The sequence below is a fragment of the Azospirillum sp. TSO35-2 genome, from assembly GCF_003116095.1.
Taxonomy (GTDB): domain Bacteria; phylum Pseudomonadota; class Alphaproteobacteria; order Azospirillales; family Azospirillaceae; genus Azospirillum.
This window is the reverse complement of the sequence record NZ_LGRA01000018.1, coordinates 476,126-496,065: the sequence shown is the minus strand read 5'-3', so window position 1 is coordinate 496,065 and position 19,940 is coordinate 476,126. Positions and strand designations below refer to the sequence as shown.

The following is a 19,940-nucleotide window of genomic DNA, read 5'->3' as shown; positions in this document are numbered from 1 at the left end:
CATGACACGCGCCGTGATCGGGGTGGATGTGGGGACCGGCAGCGCCCGCGCCGGGATCTTCGACCTGGCCGGGCGGCGGCTGGCGCGGGCCTCCCGCCCGATCCGGATGTGGCGCCCCGACCCCGACTGGGCGGAGCAGTCGTCGGACGACATCTGGGCCGCCGTCTGCGCCGCCGTCCGCGAGGCGCTCGACGGCTGCGCCGAGCGGCCGGAGGTGGTCGGCATCGGCTTCGACGCCACCTGCTCGCTGGTCGTGCTCGACGCGGCGGGGCGGCCGGTGACGGTCAGCCCGGAGGGCGACGACGCCCGCAACGTCATCGTCTGGATGGACCACCGGGCGCTCGACCAGACCGGCCGCATCAACGCCGGCGACCACGAGGTCCTGCGCTATGTCGGCGGACGCCTGTCGCCGGAGATGCAGACGCCAAAGCTGCTGTGGCTGAAGGAAACCCTTCCGGCAAGCTGGCGCCGCGCCGCCCATTTCTTCGACCTGCCCGACTTCCTGACCTGGCGGGCGACCGGGGCGACGCGGCGGTCGCTCTGCTCGCTGGTCTGCAAATGGACGTACCTCGGCCATGAAGGGCGCTGGGACGACGGCTATCTCCGCGCCATCGGCCTCGGCGATCTGGTGGAGGAGGGGCACGCCCGCATCGGCACTGATGTCGGCGCGGTGGGCAGCGCGATCGCCGGCGGGCTGACGGCAGAGGCCGCCCGCGAGCTCGGCCTGACGCCGGGGATTGCGGTCGGCACCTCGCTGATCGACGCCCACGCCGGGGGCATTGGCGTCATCGGTGCCGCCCTGCCGGGCGCCAATGTCGATTTCAACCGCCGGCTGGCGCTGATCGGCGGCACGTCGAGCTGCCACATGGCGATGACGCAAGCGGCGCCGCGCTTCATCCCCGGCGTCTGGGGGCCCTATCACTCCGCCATGCTGCCGGGGCTGTGGCTGAACGAGGGCGGGCAGTCGGCGACCGGCGCCCTGATCGACCATGTCGTGCAGGGGCATCCCCGCCACGCCGACCTCGCCGCCGCGGCCCGGCAGCGCGGCACCACGGTCTATCAGTTGCTGAACGAGGAACTGGCGGCGCTCGCCGGACGCAGCGGCGAACCGCTGGCGGCGCTGACCCGCGACCTGCATGTGCTGCCCTATTTCCACGGCAACCGCTCGCCGCGCGCCGACGCCACCCTGCGCGGCGCCGTCAGCGGCTTGCGCTTGTCCGACAGCCTGGAGGATCTGGCGCTGCTCTATCTGGCGACGGTGCAGGCCATCGCCTACGGCACGCGCCACATCATCGCGGCGATGGACGGCACCGGCTACGCCATCGACACCATCCTCGCCTGCGGCGGCGGCACCAAGAACCCGGTGTTCCTGGAGGCGCACGCCGATGCCACCGGCTGCACCCTGGTCCTGCCCGCGGAGCCGGAGGCGGTGCTGCTCGGCGCCGCCGTCCTGGGCGCGGTGGCGGGCGGCGCCTTCCCCGACGTCGCCGCCGGCATGGCCGGCATGAGCCGGGCCGGACGGGTGATGGCCCCGGCCGATGGCGCCTTGCGCGACTATCACGACGCCAAATACCGCGTGTTCCTCCGGCTGTACGAAGACCAGATGGCTTACCGCGCGCTGATGGAGCCGACAGCCGGTTCCTGACCGGAGGCGAACACGGCCTTCGTCGATGAGGGTGCTTCCCGCCTCGACGTTACGGCGCGCACAGATCTCCACGTATCGGGAAATCACTGGAATTGAAGGGTTGTACGTCATCCCCGCGAAGGCGGGGATGACGGCCGAGGAAACCCTTTGTCTCCAGTGTCCTGCATAACCCTGAGATGGCACGGGTTCTGCGACGCCTCGATTCCTTTGAGCCGGCACCCATGCACGTGCACGGGAACGCTGAACGACAATGGCTTCCCGCCAATGGTGGCGATTTTCAAAACGGCTCTTAAACGATCTCTTTACCTTAATGACTTCCTAATAGAGTCGCTCCGTTACTCCCATACGGAAATCTGATTACTGACATCCGATAATTTTATTTCCTTCATCTTGATCATCATTCGTATCATGCCCGCCTCGGGCAGCAGGGCCTGCGCCATTGGCGACTGAGCCCCCATCGACTGCCGGGATCAAGAACCGACGTCGTTGTCTTGCCATGAACCATCGCGGCGCGGCAGATGCCGATGTCACATTATTTTAAGAAATCGTTCAACAAAAGAGCGCACCAAAAACGCTTCAGTCGATGCGATGAGAATTTCTTCATGCACTCCCTGCCCTGCTTGGCGACCGAAACTATAAACTGATCACCTCCACGCCACTGGCATCACCACCCACCGCGATGACCGGGATCGGAGAACCATCCCACCCCTACCGCGTCGCTCCGTCGCGAACGCAAGCATCAAACCCTCAGTTCAGGAACACTGCGTGCCATGAAGATGCTCGAAAACCTGACGATCCGCGTCAAGCTGATCGTCCTTGTCGTCGTTTCTCTTGTGACCGCGCTGGTGGTCATCGCCGTCAGCAGCAGCTTCGCCCACCAGCGCATGGTCGACGATCGCGTCGACACCATCCGCGCGGTGGTCGAAATGGCGGTCGGCATGGCGAAGGGGCTGAACGCCGAGGTCGACTCGAAGGCCATCACCCGGGAGGAGGCGTTGACGCGCTTCCGCAACGCCGTGCACAGCATGGCCTACCATGATGGCGCCGACTACCTGTTCGCCTACGACATGAAGGGCATCGCGGTCGCCAACCCATCCAACCACAAGGCGGTCGGCACCGACCGGACGCAGTTGCAGGACAAGACCGGCAAGTATTTCGTCCGCGAGATCGTCGACGCGATGCAGAGCAAGGACAGCGCCATCGTCCGCTACGTCTGGCCGAAGCTGGGCTCCGACGTTCCGCTGCTGAAGACCAACTATGTCCAGCGCTACCAGCCGCTTGGCCTGATCGTCGGCTCCGGTGTCTACACCGACGACATCGACGCCGCCTACCAGGAGTTCCTGGTCAAGCTGGGCTCGATCACCGCCGTGCTCGTCTGCGGGCTGGTGCTGATCGCCTTCCTGATCAACCGCGGCATCGTGCGCTCGCTGCACGGCCTGCGTGCCAAGATGACCTCGCTGGCCGCCGGGGACCTCGGCGTGACCTTCCCCGAAGCGGCGCGGCGCAACGAGATCGGCGGCATGGCCCAGGCGCTGCAGGTGTTCAAGGAGAACGCCCTCGCCAAGGCCGAGCTGGAGGTCCGGCAGGCTGAATTGGCGCAGCGCAGCGACTCGGAAAAGCGCAACGCCACGGCCCAGCTCGCCGATCGGTTCGAGCAGAGCGTCGGCAATCTGATCCACGAGGTCGCCACCGAAGCGGAGGAGATCGAGCGCCGCGCCCAGGAGATGGCCCGCGCCGCCGACCAGACCGGCACGCTGGCCGGCGCCGTCGCCACCGCGACCGGGCAGACCTCCGCCAACGTCCAGACCGTCGCCGCCGCGACCGAGGAATTGACCAGCTCGATCGGCGAGATCAGCCGTCAGGTGGGCGAGTCGGCGCAGATCGCCGGGGAAGCCATGCAGATCGCCGAGCGCGCAAACGGCAAGGTGGCCGGGCTCGCCAGCGCGGTGGAACGGATCGGCGCGGTGGTCGAGCTGATCAACTCGATCGCCAGCCAGACCAACTTGCTGGCGCTGAACGCGACCATCGAGGCGGCGCGCGCCGGGGAGGCCGGCAAGGGTTTCGCCGTGGTGGCGAGCGAGGTCAAGCAACTGGCCAGCCAGACCGCCAAGGCGACGGAGGACATCGCCACCCAGGTCGCCAACATCCAGAACGAAACCGCCCAGGCGGTCCAGGAGATCAAGGGCGTCGCCCATGTGATCGGCCGCGTCAACGACGTGGCGACCTCCATCGCCTCCGCGGTCGAGCAGCAGGGGGCGGCGACCCGCGAGATCAGCCGCAACGTCCAGCAGGCGGCCCAGGGCAGCCACGAGGTGTCGACCAGCATCGACGGCGTGAACACGGCGGCCGGCCAGAGCGGCAAGGTCGCCTACGAGGTGTTGGAAAGCATCCGCCAGTTGTCGGTCCAGGCGGACGACCTGCGTGGCGAGGTGACCCGTTTCCTGTCGCAGGTGCGGGCCGGCTGAAGGATCGAAGGAGGGTGGCCGTCACCGTCGCCAGAGCCGGCACACAGGGCCCTGGCGACGGTGTGACGGCCCTGGTTTACGCGGCGGCCTTGCAGAGGCTGTCGGGGTGGCTGTCGACCGCGGTGATCACGCCGGGTCCCTGCGGATGGACGCGGTTGACCTCGTTGAAGGCGCGGATCTGCGCCTGGCCGACATGGGCAAAATGCTCCGCCGCACGGACGGCGACCGCCTCGGCCAGCGCCGCGGCCTGGGTTCCGGCGGTGGCCGGCAGTTCGACGGAGATCTCGAAGGTAACGGGAACCGTCACCGTGACGGTTTTGACTGCGGACATGATCAGTGTTTCCTGTTGAGTGAAAAGGCCGCGGAAATCCCGCCGCGGCCGGGTCGGGAACGGCTTCCTTCAGCACGAGCGCTCGTTTGCCCGGCTTCGATCACCGCCGTTCGGGATGTCGAGATCCAGCAGGGCCGACGCCAGGCACTTGCCATGGGCGTCGAGGGCCAGCGAGCGGGTCACGCCGCCGCCCAGGGCCTTCTGCATCACGAAGTTCAAAGCGCCGACGCTGGGGATCGTGTAGCGGACGACCTCGCCATGCACGACCTCGCCGAACAGCTCCTTCACCCGCTCGGCGGTGACATGGGCGGCGATCAGCGGGTAATCCGCCTCGTCGAACGCGATCACGGAGATGTTGGAGATGTCGCCCTTGTCGCCGGTGCGGGAATGGGCAATGTCGCGGAGTTTCATGTCAGGCCTCCACATAGTCGACGGTGGGACTGGTCAGGTCGCGGGGCAGCAGGGCCGACAGCATGGCGACGACCTCCTTGGCCGATTTGGTGGCGCCGCCGCCGCTGGCCGGGCCGTTGGTGTAGAGGGTTTCCACCTCGTTGCCGATGCGGACCGCCTCCTTCAGGCTGTCGGTGCGGCCGGTGACGCGGACGCGGACCTCATAGGGCTCGGCGCCGCTTGCGGTGGACAGCCGGTCGCCGTGGATGGAATCGACGCCGATCAGGTCGAAGCGCAGTTCGCTCGTCCGCACCCCGGTCAGCGCGAGACGCTCGCGCACGATGTCCAGCGCCAGCCGCCCGCGGGCGACCGCCCCCGGCCCGGCGTAGGAGATCTGCCCCTCGCCGATGCAGCTGTCGAGATAGCCGACGGAAACCTTCAACGTGTCCGGCCGGGCCCGCCCGGTGGCGCCGGCCACCCGCACACGGTCCGGCCCCTCCTGGGTGAAGGTGACGCGCGAGAAATCGGCGACGACGTCGGGGGTATAGTAGGCGGCCGGGTTGTGGATCTCGTAGAGCAGCTGCTCCTTGCAGGTGGCGGTGGTCACCGCGCCGCCGGAGCCGGCCACCTTGGTGATGACCGCGCCGCCGTCCTCCTGCACCTCGGCGATCGGGAAGCCGAGCCGGGCGAGGTTGGCGACGTCCTTGACGCCGGGATCGGCGAAATAGCCGCCGGTGACCTGCCCGGCGCATTCCAGCAGATGACCAACCACCGTGCCCTTGCCCAGCCGGTCCCAATCCTCCATCGACCAGCCGAACTCGAAGATCTGCGGGGCGAGGAACAGGGCGGGGTCGGCGACGCGGCCGGTGATGACGACGTCGGCGCCGCCGCGCAGCGCCGCGACGATCGGCGCCGCCCCGAGATAGGCGTTGGCGGAGACCAGCCGGCCGGCCATCGACGACACCGGGGCGCCGGTTTCCTCGATCCGGTGGTCGCCGGAGGTCAGCGTCTCCAGCACGTCGTCACCGGACACCGCGGCGATGGTCAGGCCACCGAGGCCGAGCGACCGGGCGATCTCCCGGATTTTTGCCGCTCCCGCCGCCGGGTTGGCGGCGCCCATGTTGGTGATGATGCGGATGCCCTTCGCGTGGCACAGCCGCAGCACCGCCTGCATGCGGTCGGCCAGCAGCGGGTCGTAGCCCGCCGCCGGGTCCTTGCGCTTGGCGCCCTGGGCGATGGCGATGGTGCGCTCGGCCAGGCATTCGAAGACGAGGTACTGGATGTCGCCCTTGTCGGCCAGCTCGACGGCCGGCTCGATGCGGTCGCCGGAATAGCCGGCGCCCGATCCGATGCGGATGGTTTTCATGGAGTTGCTCCTGTGTGCTGCCGTTCCGGCGCTCAGAAGGGAATGACGCCGAGGATCGCTGCGGCGATGGTCATGACCACCGAGGCGGCGAACAGGTAGGGGATCGAGAATTTCTGGTGTTCGCCGAGGCCGATGCCGCACAGCCCGACGACCAGGAAGGTGGCGGGGGTCAGCGGGCTGACCGGGAAGCCGACGGTCATCTGGCCGAGCACGGAGGCCTGGGCGATCTGGATCGGGTTGCCGCCCAGCGTCTTATAGACCTCCGCCACCACCGGCATCATGCCGAAGTAGAAGGAATCCGGGTCGAACAGCAGGCTGAGCGGCATGGACAGGATGCCCAGCGTGAACGGGATGTGCTGCGCCATGTCCGGCGGAACGAAGGCGACGGCGGACGTCGCCATGGCGCTCAGCATCTTGGTGCCACTCATGATGCCGGTGAACACGCCGGCGGCCAGCAGGATGCTCGCCATCATCAGCGCCGCCTTGGCGTGGGCGTCGACGCGATCCTTCTGCATCTTGACGTCGGGGTAGTTGATCATCAGCGCCAGCACGGTGCCGATCATGAACATCACCACCGGGTCGACCGCGCCTTCGATCATCACGCCCATGATGACGATGGTCAGCGCCAGATTGACCCAGAACAGCTTCGGGCGGCGGATCTTGAGCTGCTCCGGCGTCAGCACGCGCGGCGCCGGCCCGATCGCAGCACCTTCGGCGCTGCCCATGGCGCCGACCGAGCGCGCCTCGCCCACCGGCAGCGTCGCGCCGGACAGGCCGAGGCGGCGTTCCTCGCGCTTGCCGAGCACGAAGGCGACGGTGAAGATGAACAGCAGGCCGACGCCCTGCACCGCGATCAGCGGGTTGAAGATCTCGGTCACCGGCACCTTCAGCGCGGCGGCGGAGCGGATCATCGGGCCGGTCCAGGGCAGGAAGTTGACGCCCGCCGCCATCGACACGCACAGCGCCAGGATGCGCTTGTCCATGCCCAGCCGCTCATACAGCGGCAGCATCGCCGGGATGGTGATCAGGAAGCAGACCGCGCCGGAGCCGTCGAGATGGATCAGCAGCGCCAGCAGCGTGGTGCCGACGGTGATGCGCGCCGGCTTGGTGCCGACCACCCGCAGGATGCGGTCGATGATCGGGTCCATCATCCCGGCGTCGGTGACGATGCCGAAGAAGATGATGGCGAAGACGAACATGCCGGCGGTCGGCGCGATGGCGCGGATGCCGTCGATGATGAACTTGCTCGTGCCGAGGCCGAAGCCGCCGACCAGGGCTGCGATGATCGGTATGGCGATCAGCGCCACCAGCGGCGACATCCGGTTGGACATGATGGCCACCAACAGCACGATGATGGTGGCCAAGCCCAGTATGGCTAGCATGGGACCTCCACTATTGTAACGTTATTATTGTTTCACGTCTTGGGTCGGCGGCTTCGGTCGTGCGAAGCGGGCATCCGGACCATCGTCGGCAAAGACATTCGCTGTCCGGGCATGCTCCGGATCCTCGGCGCTGGGTGCACCGGTGCGGGTTTGTCTGTCGCCGATGAGCGGACCGGGGCGGACCGATTGACGGTTTCTCCGTCTTGTCGTCCTGCACCGGGCCGGTGTCCTTGCCGGAGTGCTTGATTGACATCGTACGAACGGGCAACCAGATTAGGGAAATGAATTTGTTGTATCACCGTAATCCGCTTCTTTTATGGAAAGCGCCCCATGCTCCAGGGTGTCAGGCACATCAAGGCGTTCGTCGCCGTGGCACGGCTCGGCAGCTTCACGCGGGCGGCGGCGGAGGTGAATGTGTCGCAGCCGGCGCTGACCGTGCAGATCCGCCAGCTTGAGGATTCGCTGGGCGTCCGGCTGTTCGACCGCAACAAGCGGCAGGTCGTCCTGACGCAGGCCGGCCGCGACCTGCTGCCCACGCTTCAGCGCGTGCTCAACGACCTCGACGCGGTGATGAGCGCCAGCCATGACCTGGCCGGGCTGCGGCGCGGCTCGGTGTCGGTCGCGACGCTGCCGTCGGTCGCCGCCGGGTTGCTGCCGATCGCCATCCGCCGCTTCGCCGCCGACCACCCCAACATCGACGTGAAGGTCAGCGACGTCGTCGCCGAGCGGATCATCCAGCTCGTCAAGGCGGAGGAGGTGGATTTCGGGATCGGCAGCCGGGTCGGACCGGACCGCGACGTCGAGGTGATCGACTTCCTGACCGACCGGATGTGCGCCTTCTTCCCGGTCGATCACCCGCTGGCCGGCCGGCGGCCGCTGCTGCTGAAGGACGTCGCGGCGTTCCCGCTGATCCTCACCGCGCGGGGCACCAGCGTCCGTTCCCTGGTCGAGCGGACGCTGGAGAAGGAGGGGCTGGAGATCAGCCTCGCCTGCGAAGCGAACTACATGTCGACGGCGGTCGGCATGGTGCGCGCCGGTCTGGGGGTCTCGGTCCTGCCGGAATCGGCGATCGACGCCGCGTCCTGCGAGGGCATCAGCGTCGAGCCGATCCACACCCCCGGCCTGCTCCGCAGGATCGGCTTCATCCGCAAGGCCAACCGCTCGCTGTCGCCGGCGGCCGAGCGCTTCGTGCAGCTGCTGAGGGAGGTCGCCGGCCCCACGCTGCCCCATTTTTCAAGCACCGACGCAAAAGCGCGGCGGGGTTAGCCGGGGTCAGGGCATGAACTGGCCGCCGTTGACGTCCAGGATCTGCCCGGTCACATAGCCGCTGCAGGCGTTGGAGGCGAAGAACAGGAAGGCCGGCGCGCATTCCTCCGCCCGGCCCAATCGGCCCATCGGGATGCCGGTGGCGATGCGCGCCTTCGCCTCGGCGTCCTTGTCGGCGTGGAAGGCGGTGTCGAAGGTGCCCGGCGACACGGTGTTGAACCGGATGCCGTCCTTGGTGTGGAAGGCCACCCAGTTCTTCTGGATGTTGTGCAGCCAGGCCTTCGACGCCCCGTAGAGACCAGCCCCGGGGCCCCCGCCGGTGTGGCCGGCGACCGACCCGACCAGGATCACGGACGCCTTGGCACCGCTCTGCCGGACCGAGTCCTTCAGGTGCGGCAGCGCGTGCTTGGTGACCATCAGGGCCGAACGGGCGTTGAGGTCGGTGACCGCGTCGAAGAAGGCGTCGTCGATCTCGTCCAGCGGCTTGCGCGCGACCAGCCCGCCCGCGTTGTTGATGACGACGTCGATGCCGCCGAAGCGGGCGACGAACGCCTCCACCAGTTCGGCGCAGGCGGCGCTGGACGACACGTCGGCGGGGAAGAAGGCAACCTCGCCGCCCAGGCCGTTCAGGCGGACCAGCGTCGCGTCGAGGTCCGCGGGCGCCTTGCGGCCGTTCATGCCGACCTTGGCGCCGGCCCGCGCGAAGGCCTCCACCGCCGCGAGGCCGATGCCCTGGGTGGAGCCGGTCACCAGAACGCGCCGACCTTTCAGATCGTCGAACATGGAGTGTCCCTTCCTGTCGATTGTTGCAGCGGAACGGAGGCCGCGGCCGTCCGCCGCTCCGTTCCGCGTGTTCGAGGGGGTCGATTGACCAGACTACGGTTGTCCCATTATATGAGACAACCTCCCAACAGATGGTGCGATGCTAGGTTGAAGCTCTGGCAGGGTCAAGACGGCATGCAGCCGGACCGAAGCGGTACCTTGCGTCGAGTTGTCTCATTATATCGTTGTTGGATTTGCTATTTGATACCATCATGCATCGGAACAACGTCTGGCACCGGGCGTCGCCACCCTCGCGAGGAGTAGCGCCATAATCGAGTCCGCCGATCAGGACAAGACCGAGAAACGGCAGGCGGCCGGGACGCAGACCCTGTTGCGCGGCTTGGCGCTGCTGGAATGCGTCGCCGCCGGCACCAACGACGTCAAGGGAATCGCCACCCGGCTGAACACGCCGCGCAGCACGGTCCATCGCATGCTGAACAGCCTCGCGGCGGAGGGGTACCTGCACCATGTGCCCTACAAGGGCTACCTGCTGGGCCCGAAGCTGATCCACCTCGGCATGCGGGCGCTGGAGCAGCGCCCGCTGGTGGCGCTCGCCCGTCCGCACCTGGAGGCGCTGGCGCAGCGCACCGGCGACACGGTGCATCTCGGCGTCACCGATGGGGCGGAGGTCTTCTATCTCGACAAGATCCCCGGCACGCGCGGACTGGAGATGCGGTCGCGCGTCGGCCAGCGCATGCCGCTCGCCTCCACCGGGGTCGGCAAGGCGCTGATGCTGGGTATTCCGCCGTCACGCTGGCGCGACCTCTACCGCGAGGCCGGCGAGGCGACGATCGCCGGGTCCGACCGGCCGCCGCCGGTCCCCTGGGCCAAGTACGAAACGCAGATGGCCGACTATCTGCGGCGCGACTGGGTCTTCGACCTTGAGGAGAACGAGGTCGGCGTCCGCTGCGTCGGCGCCCCGGTCCGCGACATCTCCAACAGCGTGGTCGCCGCCATCAGCGTGGCGAGCGCCAGCCAATACATGCCGAACGACCGCATGGCCGAACTCGGGCCGGTCGTCCGCGCAACCGCCCACGCGATTTCCGAAGCGCTGGGATGGAAGCGGTGATCACTCGCCAGCATGAACACGCCCGCGCATAGGGCTGCAGCAAGAAAAGGGAGCCACCAATGACGTGCCTTCTGTCCGTTTCCGGCACCGCCGCCGCCGTCGCCGTCGTCTCGGCGGGGTTGATGACGTCCGGCGCGCTGGCCGCCGATTACCCGGCCAAGCCGATCGAACTGGTCGTCCCCTACGCCGCCGGCGGCGGCACCGACCTCGTGGCGCGCGCCTTCGCCGACGCCGCGAAGAAGCACCTGCCGCAGTCCATCGGCGTGGTGAACAAGACCGGCGGCGCCGGCGCCGTCGGCTTCAGCGAGATCATGGCGGCCCGCCCCGACGGCTACAAGCTGGGCGTCGGCACGGTGGAGATCGCCATGCTGCCGCACATGGGCATAGCGCGCTTCTCGGTCGACGACTTCACCCCGATCGCCCGGTTGAACGCCGAACCCAGCGCCGTCACGGTCAACGTCGACTCGCCGTGGAAGACGTTCGACGAGTTCCTGGCCTACGCCAAGGCCAACCCCGGCAAGGTCCGCATCGGCAATTCCGGCACCGGCGCCATCTGGCATCTCGCCGCTGAAGCGCTGGCGGAAAAGACCGGCACCCAGTTCAACCACATCCCCTATGACGGCGCCAACCCGGCGGTGACGGCCCTGCTGGGCAACCACATCGAGGCGGTCACCGTCAGCCCGGCCGAGGTCGTCAACCACGTCAACGCCGGCAAGCTGCGCATCCTGGCGGTGATGGCCGACCAGCGCGCCGCCGCCTTCCCCGACGTGCCCACGCTGAAGGACAAGGGCATCGACCTGACCGTCTACACCTGGCGCGGCATCGTCGTGCCGAAGAAGACCCCGGCGGCCGTCGTCGACACGCTGCGCACCGCCGCCAAGGCCACGGCGGAGGAACCGTCCTTCCGCGAATCGCTCGCCAAGATGAACCTGACCTACGCCTACGCCGACGGTCCGGAGTTCGGCGCCGCCATGCAGAAGGACAACGCCTTCTTCAAGGCCCTGATGACCAAGCTGGGCATGGCGAAGTAAGCCCGCGCCGCAAGGTGTCGGGCCGCCCCCCCGGACGGGCGACCGTCGCGGGGGGCCCCGCCCATCGAGGAGACCGCATCATGAGCCATGCACCGACCGGGCGCGACAGCGCCGCCGGGGACGCCTCCGGCATCAGCCGTGCCGACCGCATCGCCAACCTGATCATCGCCGCCATCGTGATGGTGGTCGCCGTCGCGGCGATCGTGGCAACCGCCGATTTCCCCGCCACCTCGCTGGCGGCCGACGTCGGGCCGGCGCGCTTTCCCATCCTGTACGCCGGCGCGCTGATCGTGCTGTGCGGCATCCTGATCGTCCACACGCTGCGCAAGCCCGCCGCCAGGCCCGAGCCCGCCCGACCGGCGACCGGCCGCGGCGCCGGCCGGATCAACGTGGCGCTCGGCATCGGGGCGACGGCGCTGTGCCTGGTCGCGATCTCCTACATCGGGTTCGCCATCGCCACGGCGCTCTACCTGTCGGGGATCATGGGACTGATGGGCCAGCGCGGAAAGCTGCTGAACCCGCTGATCGCCGTTGTGGCGACCGCCATCATCTACGTCACCTTCTCGACCGGCCTTCAGGTTCCGTTGCCCGTGGGCAGCCTCTTCGAATAGCCGCGGCTCCATCTCTCACCGGAGAGACGACATGTACGAACTCGACATGCTGATGAGGGGCTTCCAGACGCTCCTGACGCAGCCCCTCGCCCTGCTGCTGTGCGTGGTCGGTGTCATCGTGGGCATCGTGATCGGCGCCCTGCCCGGCCTGACCGCAACCATGGGCGTGGCCATCCTGCTGCCCTTCACCTTCGGGCTCGATCCGCTGTCGGGGCTGCTGATGATCTGCGGCGTCTTCTTCGGCGGCGTCTATGGCGGGTCGATCACCGCGATCCTGCTGAAGATCCCCGGCACGCCGGCCGCCGCGGCCACCGCCATGGACGGCTACGAACTGACCAAGAAGGGTCAGGCCGGCATCGCGCTCGGCACCGCCACCTGCTCCTCGTTCCTCGGCGGCACGCTGAGCGTCTTCGTGCTGATCTTCCTGGCGCCGCTGCTGGCGAGCTTCGCGCTGGAGTTCAGCGCGTCGGAGAGCTTCGCGCTGGCCGTCTTCGGCCTCAGCATCATCGCCAGCATCTCGGGCAAATCGGTGACGAAGGGGCTGATCGCCGGCTTCCTCGGCCTGCTGATCGCGACGGTCGGTCTCGACCCGATGGGCGGTTTCCCGCGCTACACCGGCGGCTACACCGAACTGTTCAACGTGCCCTTCATCCCGGTGATGATTGGCCTGTTCGCCGCCGCCGAGGCCTTCAAGTCGATGGAGGACCCGGCTGTCCGCAACAGCCTGGGCACCACGCTGGGCCGGATCATCCCGCCCTGGGCCACCTATCGCCGCATGCTGCCGACGGTCGGCCGGTCCTCGGTGCTGGGCATCATCATCGGCATCATCCCGGGGGCCGGCGCCGACATCGCCGCCTTCGTCGCCTACAACGAGGCCAAGCGCTTCAGCAAGACGCCGGACAATTACGGCAAGGGCGAACTGGCGGGCGTCGCCGCCTGTGAATCCGGCGCCAACGGCTGCACCGGCGGCGCCCTGCTGACCATGCTGACGCTCGGCATCCCGGGCGACGCCGTCACCGCGGTGATGCTGGGCGCGCTGACGCTCCAGGGGCTGCAGCCCGGTCCTCTGCTGTTCCGCGAGCATGCCGACCTGGTCTTCACGCTGTTCGCCGGCATGCTGGTCTGCTACGTGCTGATGCTGGTGCTGGGGCTGGCGTCGCTGCGGGTGATGGGCCGCATCCTGCAGATGCCGAAATCGGTGCTGACGCCAGTGATCCTGGCGCTGTGCATCGTCGGCACCTACGCCCTGAACAACAGCATGTTCGACGTCGGCATCATGCTGGCGGCCGGCATCATCGGCTACTTCATGCAGAAATGGGACTTCCCGGCCTCGCCGGTCGTGCTGGCCCTGATCATGGGGCCGATGGCGGAGGCCAATTTCCGGCGCGCCCTGTCGCTGTCCGGGGGAAGCTATGACTTCCTCTACAACCGGCCGATCACCGTCTGCCTCCTGGCGGTCGCCATCGTCACCCTGCTGCTGCCGCTGGTCCGGCGGCTGTGGCGGAAGCCCGGCGTGCCTGCGACGGATGGTGGCACCGACAACGCCGCGCTGGCGTCCGATCCGGCCGGCAACGGAGAATAGCGACGGGCAGGGTCCGGATCCGACCACCCCCCGGGCCCGCCCAGGATTTGGAGTGAACGGTTATGGCGATCAGGCAGGATCTGCTGAAAGACCTGGAGGAGCGCCGCCGCAAGGCACAATCGTCGGGCGGCGAGGACAAGATCGCGCAGCGGCACGCCAAGGGCCTGCTGACCGCGCGCGAGCGGCTGGACCTGCTGTTCGCGGCGGGCACCTTCCAGGAATTCGGCCTGCATGTGCAGCACGCCACCCGCCATTTCGGCATGGAGGGGAAGGAGCTGTGCTGCGACGGCGTGGTGGCCGGCACCGGTTTCGTCGACCGGCGTCCGGTGGCCGCCTTCAGCCAGGACTTCATGGTGTCCGGCGGATCGTTGGGGCGCATGCACGCGCAGAAGATCTGCGACGTGATGGACCACGCCGCGCGCGGCGGCATGCCGCTGGTCGGCTTCAACGACTCCGGCGGCGCCCGCATCCAGGAAGGGGTGGAAAGCCTGTCGGGCTACGGGCAGGTCTTCAACCGCAACGTCCTGCTGTCGGGCGTCGTGCCGCAGGTGGCGGTGATCTGCGGCACCTGCGCCGGCGGTGCGGCCTACAGCCCGGCGCTGATGGATTTCCTGATCATGACCCGGCAGAACGCCAGCATGTTCATCTGCGGCCCGCAGGTGATCAAGGCGGCAACCGGCCAAGCCACCACCATGGACGAGATCGGCAGCGCCGAGGCGCACGCGTCGGTTTCCGGCAACATCCATTTCGTGGCGGAGGACGACCGGCACGCCGCCGCCCTGGTGCGGGAGCTGCTGTCGTACCTGCCCTCCAACAACATGCAGGACCCGCCGCACCGGCTGGACGCCGACGTCACGCTGGAAGACGATTTGGGCCTGGAAGCGCTGCTGCCGGAGGCCGCCAACCAGGCCTTCGACGTGCGCGACGTGATCGGCCGGCTGGTGGACGGCGGCCGTTTCCTGGAGGTGCAGGCGATGTTCGCCGGCAACATCGTCATCGGCTTCGCGCGCGTCGACGGCATCGTGCTGGGCATCGTCGCCAACCAGCCGATGGTGAAGGCCGGCGCGCTCGACATCGACGCCGCCGACAAGGCGGCCCGCTTCATCCGCTTCTGCAACGCCTTCAGCATCCCGCTGCTCACCCTGGTCGACGTGCCCGGCTTCCTGCCCGGCGTGTTCCAGGAACGCCACGGCATCATCCGCCACGGCGCCAAGATGCTGTTCGCCTATGGCGCGGCCACCGTGCCGAAGATCACCGTCATCATGCGCAAGGCCTATGGCGGCGCCTTCCTCGCCATGTGCTCGCGCGACATGGGGGCCGACCTCGTGCTCGCTTGGCCGACGGCGGAGATCGCCGTGATGGGGGCGGAGGGGGCGGTCAACATCCTGCACCGCACCGAACTGGACCAGGCGGAGGACCGCGCCGCCCGCGCCGCCGAGCTTGCCGCCGTCTACCGGCAGGAGTTCGCCTCGCCCTACCAGTCGGCCGGGCGCCTGTTCATCCACGACGTCATCGAGCCCCGGCGCACCCGTGCCGCCGTGTCGCTCGCGCTGCGCACGCTGCTGTCGAAGCGCGAGACGCGGCCGCCGAAAAAGCACGGCAACATCCCGCTGTAGGGCGCCGCCATGCAGCAGATCCTCTTCATCCTCGGCGGCTTCGCCGTCGTGATGGGCACCCTGGCGCTGCTCCACGGCGTCATGGCGCTGATCGGCCGCGCCTTCGTTGGGCGGGAGCCGCCGGCCGCGCCCTCCCCCCCGCCGGCGGGCATCCCGCCGCACCATCTGGCGGCCATCGCCGCCGCGGTCGCGACGATCACCGGCGGACGCGGCCGGGTGCTGCGGGTCACCGCCCCGGCGCACATGGCGGCGGGTTGGACGCAGCATGGCCGGACCGAGCAGTTCGCGTCCCACCGCGTGCGCTGGGGCTGGGCGGTGCCCGGCCCGCCGCATGCCGACAATCCCCATCCCCCCTCAGCCGCCCTGCCCGCACATGGCAAAGGGCCGGAGGCCGACTCATGAGACGTTTGCGCATCACCGTCGAAGGCGTGGCCTACGACGTCACCGTTGAGGAACTGGACGGCGCCGGCGCCGAAGCGCCACGCCTTCCGCCGGCGGGCGCCGCCCCCTACCCCGTCAGCAGCGCCGCCCCGGCGACCGGCGAGCACCTGGCCCCGCCGCGGGCGGACCGGGTCGAAGCCCGGCCGGTCGCCCCCGGCGACGTCGTCAGCCCGATGGCCGGCGTCATCGTCTCGGTCGGGGTGGAGGTCGGCCGGACGGTGGAGGCCGGGCACCCCCTGCTGGTGCTGGAGGCGATGAAGATGCAGACCACCATCGCAGCACCCCGCTCCGGCACCGTGGGCGCCATCGCCGTTGCGGCGGGCGTCTCCGTGCAGGAGGGGCAAGTGCTGATGACCTTGCGCTGAGAGGCCCATCGTGGACACCCTGGCCGACCTGTTCGCCCTGACCGCCATCCCGCACCTGACCTGGAGCATGGTGGTGATGTGGGGCGTGGTGGGTGCGCTGCTCTATCTCGCGATCTGGCGGGATTTCGAGCCGCTGTTGCTGCTTCCCATCGCGTTCGGCGCCCTGCTCGCCAACCTGCCGACGGAGGGGCTGGTCAACCCGCCGACCGCCGACGCCGCGGGCGGGCTGTATTACTACATCTCCCAGGGCATCCATCTGGAGCTGTTCCCGCCGATCATCTTCCTCGGCGTCGGGGCGCTGACCGATTTCGGTCCGCTGATCGCCAACCCGCGGACGCTGCTGCTGGGCGGGGCGGCGCAGGCCGGCGTGCTGGTGACCTATCTCGGCGCCGTCGTCATCGGCTTCACGCCGGAGCAGGCCGCCTCCATCGGCATCATCGGCGGGGCGGATGGCCCGACCTCGATCTTCCTGACCAACAAGCTGGCGCCGGAGTTGCTCGCCGCCGTGGCGGTCGCCGCCTATTCCTACATGGCGCTGGTGCCGCTGATCCAGCCGCCGATCATGCGCGCGCTGACCAGCGAGGGGGAGCGGCGCATCCGCATGCGCCAGCTCCGCAAGGTGTCGCGTCTGGAAAAGGTGATCTTCGCCGTGGTGGTGACGGTCGCCTGCGTGCTGCTGGTGCCGGCGGTGTCGGCGCTGATCGGCATGCTGATGCTGGGCAACCTGTTGCGCGAGAGCGGCGTGACCGAGCGGCTGTCCAAGGCGGCGCAGAACGAGGTGATCAACGTCGTCACCATCTTCCTCGGCACCAGCGTCGGCATCACCATGACCGGCGAACGCTTCCTGCAGGCGGAAACGCTGGCGATCCTGGCGCTCGGCGTCGTCGCCTTCGCGGTGTCCACCGCGGCCGGCGTGCTGATGGCGAAGCTGATGAACCTGTTCTGCCGCGACAAGATCAACCCGCTGATCGGCTCGGCCGGCGTGTCCGCCGTCCCGATGGCCGCCCGCGTGTCGCAGGTGGAAGGGCAGAAGGCCGACGCGCAGAATTTCCTGCTGATGCACGCCATGGGCCCGAACGTCGCCGGCGTGATCGGCACCGCGGTCGTCGCCGGCTATTTCCTGGCGATGCTGCGTTAGAGTGCGATCGGTTCAAGCGGCATCGCTTGAACCGTGAATCGCACGGAAAACCAAAGAGCCCGAGTCTGTCAGGTGCTTCAGTCAGAGCCTGACAGACTCTGGGGCGCGTCCCTGGACCACGGCTTGCGTCCAGGGGCTTGCGTTCAGGGTGCGGCGCACCATCGCCGGTCCGGTCAGCCGCCCAGACTTGCCAGCACCTTGCCGAGGATGGGCGGCCCCACGACGGCGCCGAGCGCGAAGCCGATGAGCAGGCCGGCGATCAGGCCGACCAGCGCGGCCGGAAACGCCCGCCCCGACCGTGCCTGACCGCGCTCCGCCCGGGAGCCGCCGCTTCCGCCGGAGGTCTCATCCGCCTCGTCCAGGGAGGTCGTGCTGCGGTTGCTGTAGGACGCGTTGGTGGCCTCGTGCCAGGAGCGGATGCGCTCCAGCGCGGTCTTCATCGGCCCCTCGGCGGGCGTGGTGCCGCGACCGTTGATGATCTCCCAGGCCAGCGTCATGAAGCGGGCGGTCGTCCGCCCCTCCGGACTGAAGATCGCCGCGGGCATCCGGCGGTAGGTGGCCTTCACCACGTCCACGTCGTAGGGGAAGGCGGTGCGGAACATCGTCTCCGGGAACTCGGCGCGCAATTGGGTGAGCGATTCCCGCCCGACCTCGTCGTTGGTGATCGACAGCATCAGGATGCCGGCCAGCGACAGGTGGGGATTCAGCCCGTTCTGGATGTGCTCCACCACCGACAGGGTGCGCCGCAGCCCGTCCAGCGCGTAACGGCCGGGAAACACCGGCACGACGAGCTGGTCGGACGCCGCCAGCGCCCCGGCCGCCAGATGGCCCAGCGCCGGCGGGCAGTCGATCACGACATAGTCCGGCGGATCGTTGGAGAAGTGCAGCGCCTTGCGCAGGCCGCGCTGGGACCCGCCGCGCTGGTCCAGCGAGTGCTCCAGCGAATAGAGCTTGCGCGCACCGATGATCATCGACAGCCCGTCGAAGGCGGTCGGCGTGATGGCATCCTCGACGAAGGTTTCCTTCCTCAGCAGGTCGTTGATGCCGACCTTCGCCTTGTCGCGCAGCAGGAAGTTGCTGGTGGCGCTGCTCTGCGGGTCGAAATCGATCAGGACGACGCTCTTGCCCAGCGCGGCCAGCGCCAGGGCAAGATTCACCGAGGTCGTCGTTTTCCCGACGCCGCCCTTCTGATTGTAGACCGACAGAATGATCGGCTGCCGTGTCCCTGGCGTATCGAAGACGTCTTCGTGGCTGGTCATGTCCGTTCCGCTTCGCCGTTCTGCGGCCATACTCCCGCCCGGGAACAGGGAACCCTGCCCCGGGCGCGCGGGCGCACTATAAGCATCGCGTCGGCTCGAGTCTCCACAGACGTTCAACCGCTCGCCCCGCGGCGCCGGCCGGCGCCGGCCGGACCGCGTCGCCGACCGGCCGCTTGCCGGGTTCCTCAGTCATCCTCGTAGAGGCCCCGCGCCGCCGTGCGGTGGCATGCCTCGCAATTGCTCTTCGCGCCGACCGTCTTGCGCGTCCAGATCGCCGGATCGAAGTCGTGCTTGCGCTGCCACCAGCGCTGCTCGGTGATTCGGATCAGCCGTCCATCGCCACTCCCGGCGTTCTGCGTCAGGTAGTTGCGGATGGTCGCGGCGGTCTCGGCCGGCAGGCTGGCGTTCTCGCCGAAATGGTCCGAGAGGCCGTCCATGATGCGGTTCCAGCTGGATGCCGGCAGCAGGCCCGGCTGGTAGGCCATGTGGCACTCGCCGCATTCCTTCTGGGTGGCGGCGTGGGTGACCGGCGGCACCCGCTCGAACTCGTTGGCCAGGGCGGCTCCGGCGGTCACCGCCAGGGCGGCGACGGCACCGATCAGGATGCGCATGGTGTCCCTCCTCACGCTGCGGTGGCTGCCGCCGGCACGCCGCGCAACGCGGCGTAACGGCTGGCGAAGAACAGGAGCGGTTCGCCGTCACCGTGTTCGAAACGCTGCACGCCACCGAGAAGGACGATGTGGTCGCCCGCGTCGACGTGGCTGTGGGTGGCGCATTCGAAGCGTGCCAGGCAGCCGGGCAACAGCGGCACGCCACCGAGGCCGGCCTCCCAGTCGACCCCGGCGAACCGGTCTTCGACGCGCGCGGCGAAGCGGGTCGCAAGGGACCGCTGGTCGTCCGTCAGGACGTTCACGGCGAAACGGCCGGCGCCCAGGAACACCGGCAGGCTGGCGGCGGAGCGCATCAGGCTCCACAGGATCAATGGCGGGTCCAGCGATACCGAACTGAAGGAATTCACCGTCAGCCCGACCGGGGCGCCCGTCGACGCCAGGGTGGTGATCACGGCGACGCCGGTGGCGTAGCGGCCGTAGGCATCGCGCAGCGCGCGACAGTGCGGATCGCGTTGAGGCTCGCGTTGGGGATCGGGGGGCATCGGCTGCT

At 68.6% G+C, this 19,940-nt stretch carries 19 protein-coding genes; 11 read left to right on the top strand and 8 right to left on the bottom strand.

Annotated elements, in window-relative coordinates:
* The first annotated feature begins 1 nt into the window (after window position 1).
* The gene (locus tag TSO352_RS13150; RefSeq protein ID WP_109107768.1) at window positions 2-1,645 is read left to right on the top strand and encodes an FGGY-family carbohydrate kinase; all 1,644 of its coding nucleotides are present in this window, start codon (window positions 2-4) and stop codon (window positions 1,643-1,645) included.
* Window positions 1,646-2,415: 770 nt separating this feature from the next.
* Window positions 2,416-4,110, top strand: coding sequence for a cache domain-containing protein (locus TSO352_RS13145; RefSeq protein WP_109107767.1), 1,695 nt, complete (start codon window positions 2,416-2,418; stop codon window positions 4,108-4,110).
* Between the two features lie 76 nt (window positions 4,111-4,186).
* Here the strand turns inward: TSO352_RS13145 and TSO352_RS13140 are convergent, their stop codons facing one another.
* The 4 genes from TSO352_RS13140 to TSO352_RS13125 form a co-directional block, all read right to left on the bottom strand.
* Window positions 4,187-4,441 (bottom strand): hypothetical protein, encoded by a 255-nt coding sequence (locus TSO352_RS13140; RefSeq protein WP_109107766.1) that lies wholly within the window; start codon window positions 4,439-4,441, stop codon window positions 4,187-4,189.
* A 69-nt stretch (window positions 4,442-4,510) separates the two neighbouring features.
* Window positions 4,511-4,852, bottom strand: coding sequence for a hypothetical protein (locus TSO352_RS13135; RefSeq protein ID WP_109107765.1), 342 nt, complete (start codon window positions 4,850-4,852; stop codon window positions 4,511-4,513).
* 1 nt (window position 4,853) lies between these two features.
* Window positions 4,854-6,197 carry an acyclic terpene utilization AtuA family protein gene (locus tag TSO352_RS13130; RefSeq protein ID WP_109107764.1) on the bottom strand — a complete coding sequence of 448 codons (1,344 nt, stop codon included), beginning with the start codon at window positions 6,195-6,197 and terminating at the stop codon, window positions 4,854-4,856.
* A gap of 32 nt (window positions 6,198-6,229) precedes the next feature.
* Complete coding sequence (locus TSO352_RS13125; RefSeq protein WP_109107763.1) at window positions 6,230-7,579, bottom strand: citrate:proton symporter; 1,350 nt, start codon at window positions 7,577-7,579, stop codon at window positions 6,230-6,232.
* A gap of 330 nt (window positions 7,580-7,909) precedes the next feature.
* Between TSO352_RS13125 and TSO352_RS13120 the strand changes: the two genes are divergently transcribed.
* The gene (locus TSO352_RS13120; protein ID WP_109107762.1) at window positions 7,910-8,845 is read left to right on the top strand and encodes a LysR family transcriptional regulator; all 936 of its coding nucleotides are present in this window, start codon (window positions 7,910-7,912) and stop codon (window positions 8,843-8,845) included.
* Window positions 8,846-8,851: 6 nt separating this feature from the next.
* Here the strand turns inward: TSO352_RS13120 and TSO352_RS13115 are convergent, their stop codons facing one another.
* Entirely contained in the window at window positions 8,852-9,628 is a 777-nt protein-coding gene (locus tag TSO352_RS13115; protein ID WP_109107761.1) for an SDR family NAD(P)-dependent oxidoreductase, read from the bottom strand.
* Window positions 9,629-9,995: 367 nt separating this feature from the next.
* Between TSO352_RS13115 and TSO352_RS13110 the strand changes: the two genes are divergently transcribed.
* The 8 genes from TSO352_RS13110 to TSO352_RS13075 all read left to right on the top strand — a co-directional run bounded on the left by TSO352_RS13110 (window position 9,996) and on the right by TSO352_RS13075 (window position 17,520).
* A complete protein-coding gene (locus TSO352_RS13110) occupies window positions 9,996-10,736 on the top strand; it encodes an IclR family transcriptional regulator (RefSeq protein ID WP_348770629.1) in 741 nt (246 codons plus the stop codon).
* A 59-nt stretch (window positions 10,737-10,795) separates the two neighbouring features.
* Window positions 10,796-11,767 carry a tripartite tricarboxylate transporter substrate binding protein gene (locus TSO352_RS13105; RefSeq protein WP_109107759.1) on the top strand — a complete coding sequence of 324 codons (972 nt, stop codon included), beginning with the start codon at window positions 10,796-10,798 and terminating at the stop codon, window positions 11,765-11,767.
* Window positions 11,768-11,847: 80 nt separating this feature from the next.
* Window positions 11,848-12,378, top strand: a complete 531-nt coding sequence (locus TSO352_RS13100) for a tripartite tricarboxylate transporter TctB family protein (RefSeq protein WP_109107758.1) — start codon at window positions 11,848-11,850, stop codon at window positions 12,376-12,378.
* 31 nt (window positions 12,379-12,409) lie between these two features.
* On the top strand, window positions 12,410-13,960 hold the full coding sequence (locus TSO352_RS13095) for a tripartite tricarboxylate transporter permease (RefSeq protein ID WP_109107757.1): 1,551 nt from the start codon (window positions 12,410-12,412) through the stop codon (window positions 13,958-13,960).
* Between the two features lie 62 nt (window positions 13,961-14,022).
* Entirely contained in the window at window positions 14,023-15,576 is a 1,554-nt protein-coding gene (locus TSO352_RS13090) for a carboxyl transferase domain-containing protein (protein ID WP_109107756.1), read from the top strand.
* Window positions 15,577-15,585: 9 nt separating this feature from the next.
* A complete protein-coding gene (locus TSO352_RS13085) occupies window positions 15,586-15,978 on the top strand; it encodes a hypothetical protein (RefSeq protein WP_109107755.1) in 393 nt (130 codons plus the stop codon).
* Entirely contained in the window at window positions 15,975-16,382 is a 408-nt protein-coding gene (locus tag TSO352_RS13080; RefSeq protein ID WP_109107754.1) for a biotin/lipoyl-containing protein, read from the top strand. Before TSO352_RS13085 ends, TSO352_RS13080 begins: the two co-directional genes overlap by 4 nt.
* Window positions 16,383-16,392: 10 nt before the next feature.
* A complete protein-coding gene (locus TSO352_RS13075) occupies window positions 16,393-17,520 on the top strand; it encodes a sodium ion-translocating decarboxylase subunit beta (protein ID WP_247872070.1) in 1,128 nt (375 codons plus the stop codon).
* Between the two features lie 173 nt (window positions 17,521-17,693).
* Here the strand turns inward: TSO352_RS13075 and TSO352_RS13070 are convergent, their stop codons facing one another.
* From TSO352_RS13070 to TSO352_RS13060, 3 genes are all read right to left on the bottom strand, one after another.
* Complete coding sequence (locus TSO352_RS13070; RefSeq protein WP_109107753.1) at window positions 17,694-18,779, bottom strand: AAA family ATPase; 1,086 nt, start codon at window positions 18,777-18,779, stop codon at window positions 17,694-17,696.
* A 185-nt stretch (window positions 18,780-18,964) separates the two neighbouring features.
* Window positions 18,965-19,390 carry a diheme cytochrome c gene (locus TSO352_RS13065; RefSeq protein WP_109107752.1) on the bottom strand — a complete coding sequence of 142 codons (426 nt, stop codon included), beginning with the start codon at window positions 19,388-19,390 and terminating at the stop codon, window positions 18,965-18,967.
* An 11-nt stretch (window positions 19,391-19,401) separates the two neighbouring features.
* Complete coding sequence (locus TSO352_RS13060) at window positions 19,402-19,932, bottom strand: flavin reductase family protein (RefSeq protein ID WP_109107751.1); 531 nt, start codon at window positions 19,930-19,932, stop codon at window positions 19,402-19,404.
* Window positions 19,933-19,940: the final 8 nt, after the last annotated feature.

Coding starts and splice junctions, on each gene's coding strand:
- TSO352_RS13150 (WP_109107768.1), top strand. CDS start 2: ATGACACGCGCCGTGATCGGGGTGGATGTGGGGACCGGCAGCGCCCGC.
- TSO352_RS13145 (WP_109107767.1), top strand. CDS start 2,416: ATGAAGATGCTCGAAAACCTGACGATCCGCGTCAAGCTGATCGTCCTT.
- TSO352_RS13140 (WP_109107766.1), bottom strand. CDS start 4,441: ATGTCCGCAGTCAAAACCGTCACGGTGACGGTTCCCGTTACCTTCGAG.
- TSO352_RS13135 (WP_109107765.1), bottom strand. CDS start 4,852: ATGAAACTCCGCGACATTGCCCATTCCCGCACCGGCGACAAGGGCGAC.
- TSO352_RS13130 (WP_109107764.1), bottom strand. CDS start 6,197: ATGAAAACCATCCGCATCGGATCGGGCGCCGGCTATTCCGGCGACCGC.
- TSO352_RS13125 (WP_109107763.1), bottom strand. CDS start 7,579: ATGCTAGCCATACTGGGCTTGGCCACCATCATCGTGCTGTTGGTGGCC.
- TSO352_RS13120 (WP_109107762.1), top strand. CDS start 7,910: ATGCTCCAGGGTGTCAGGCACATCAAGGCGTTCGTCGCCGTGGCACGG.
- TSO352_RS13115 (WP_109107761.1), bottom strand. CDS start 9,628: ATGTTCGACGATCTGAAAGGTCGGCGCGTTCTGGTGACCGGCTCCACC.
- TSO352_RS13105 (WP_109107759.1), top strand. CDS start 10,796: ATGACGTGCCTTCTGTCCGTTTCCGGCACCGCCGCCGCCGTCGCCGTC.
- TSO352_RS13100 (WP_109107758.1), top strand. CDS start 11,848: ATGAGCCATGCACCGACCGGGCGCGACAGCGCCGCCGGGGACGCCTCC.
- TSO352_RS13095 (WP_109107757.1), top strand. CDS start 12,410: ATGTACGAACTCGACATGCTGATGAGGGGCTTCCAGACGCTCCTGACG.
- TSO352_RS13090 (WP_109107756.1), top strand. CDS start 14,023: ATGGCGATCAGGCAGGATCTGCTGAAAGACCTGGAGGAGCGCCGCCGC.
- TSO352_RS13085 (WP_109107755.1), top strand. CDS start 15,586: ATGCAGCAGATCCTCTTCATCCTCGGCGGCTTCGCCGTCGTGATGGGC.
- TSO352_RS13080 (WP_109107754.1), top strand. CDS start 15,975: ATGAGACGTTTGCGCATCACCGTCGAAGGCGTGGCCTACGACGTCACC.
- TSO352_RS13070 (WP_109107753.1), bottom strand. CDS start 18,779: ATGACCAGCCACGAAGACGTCTTCGATACGCCAGGGACACGGCAGCCG.
- TSO352_RS13065 (WP_109107752.1), bottom strand. CDS start 19,390: ATGCGCATCCTGATCGGTGCCGTCGCCGCCCTGGCGGTGACCGCCGGA.
- TSO352_RS13060 (WP_109107751.1), bottom strand. CDS start 19,932: ATGCCCCCCGATCCCCAACGCGAGCCTCAACGCGATCCGCACTGTCGC.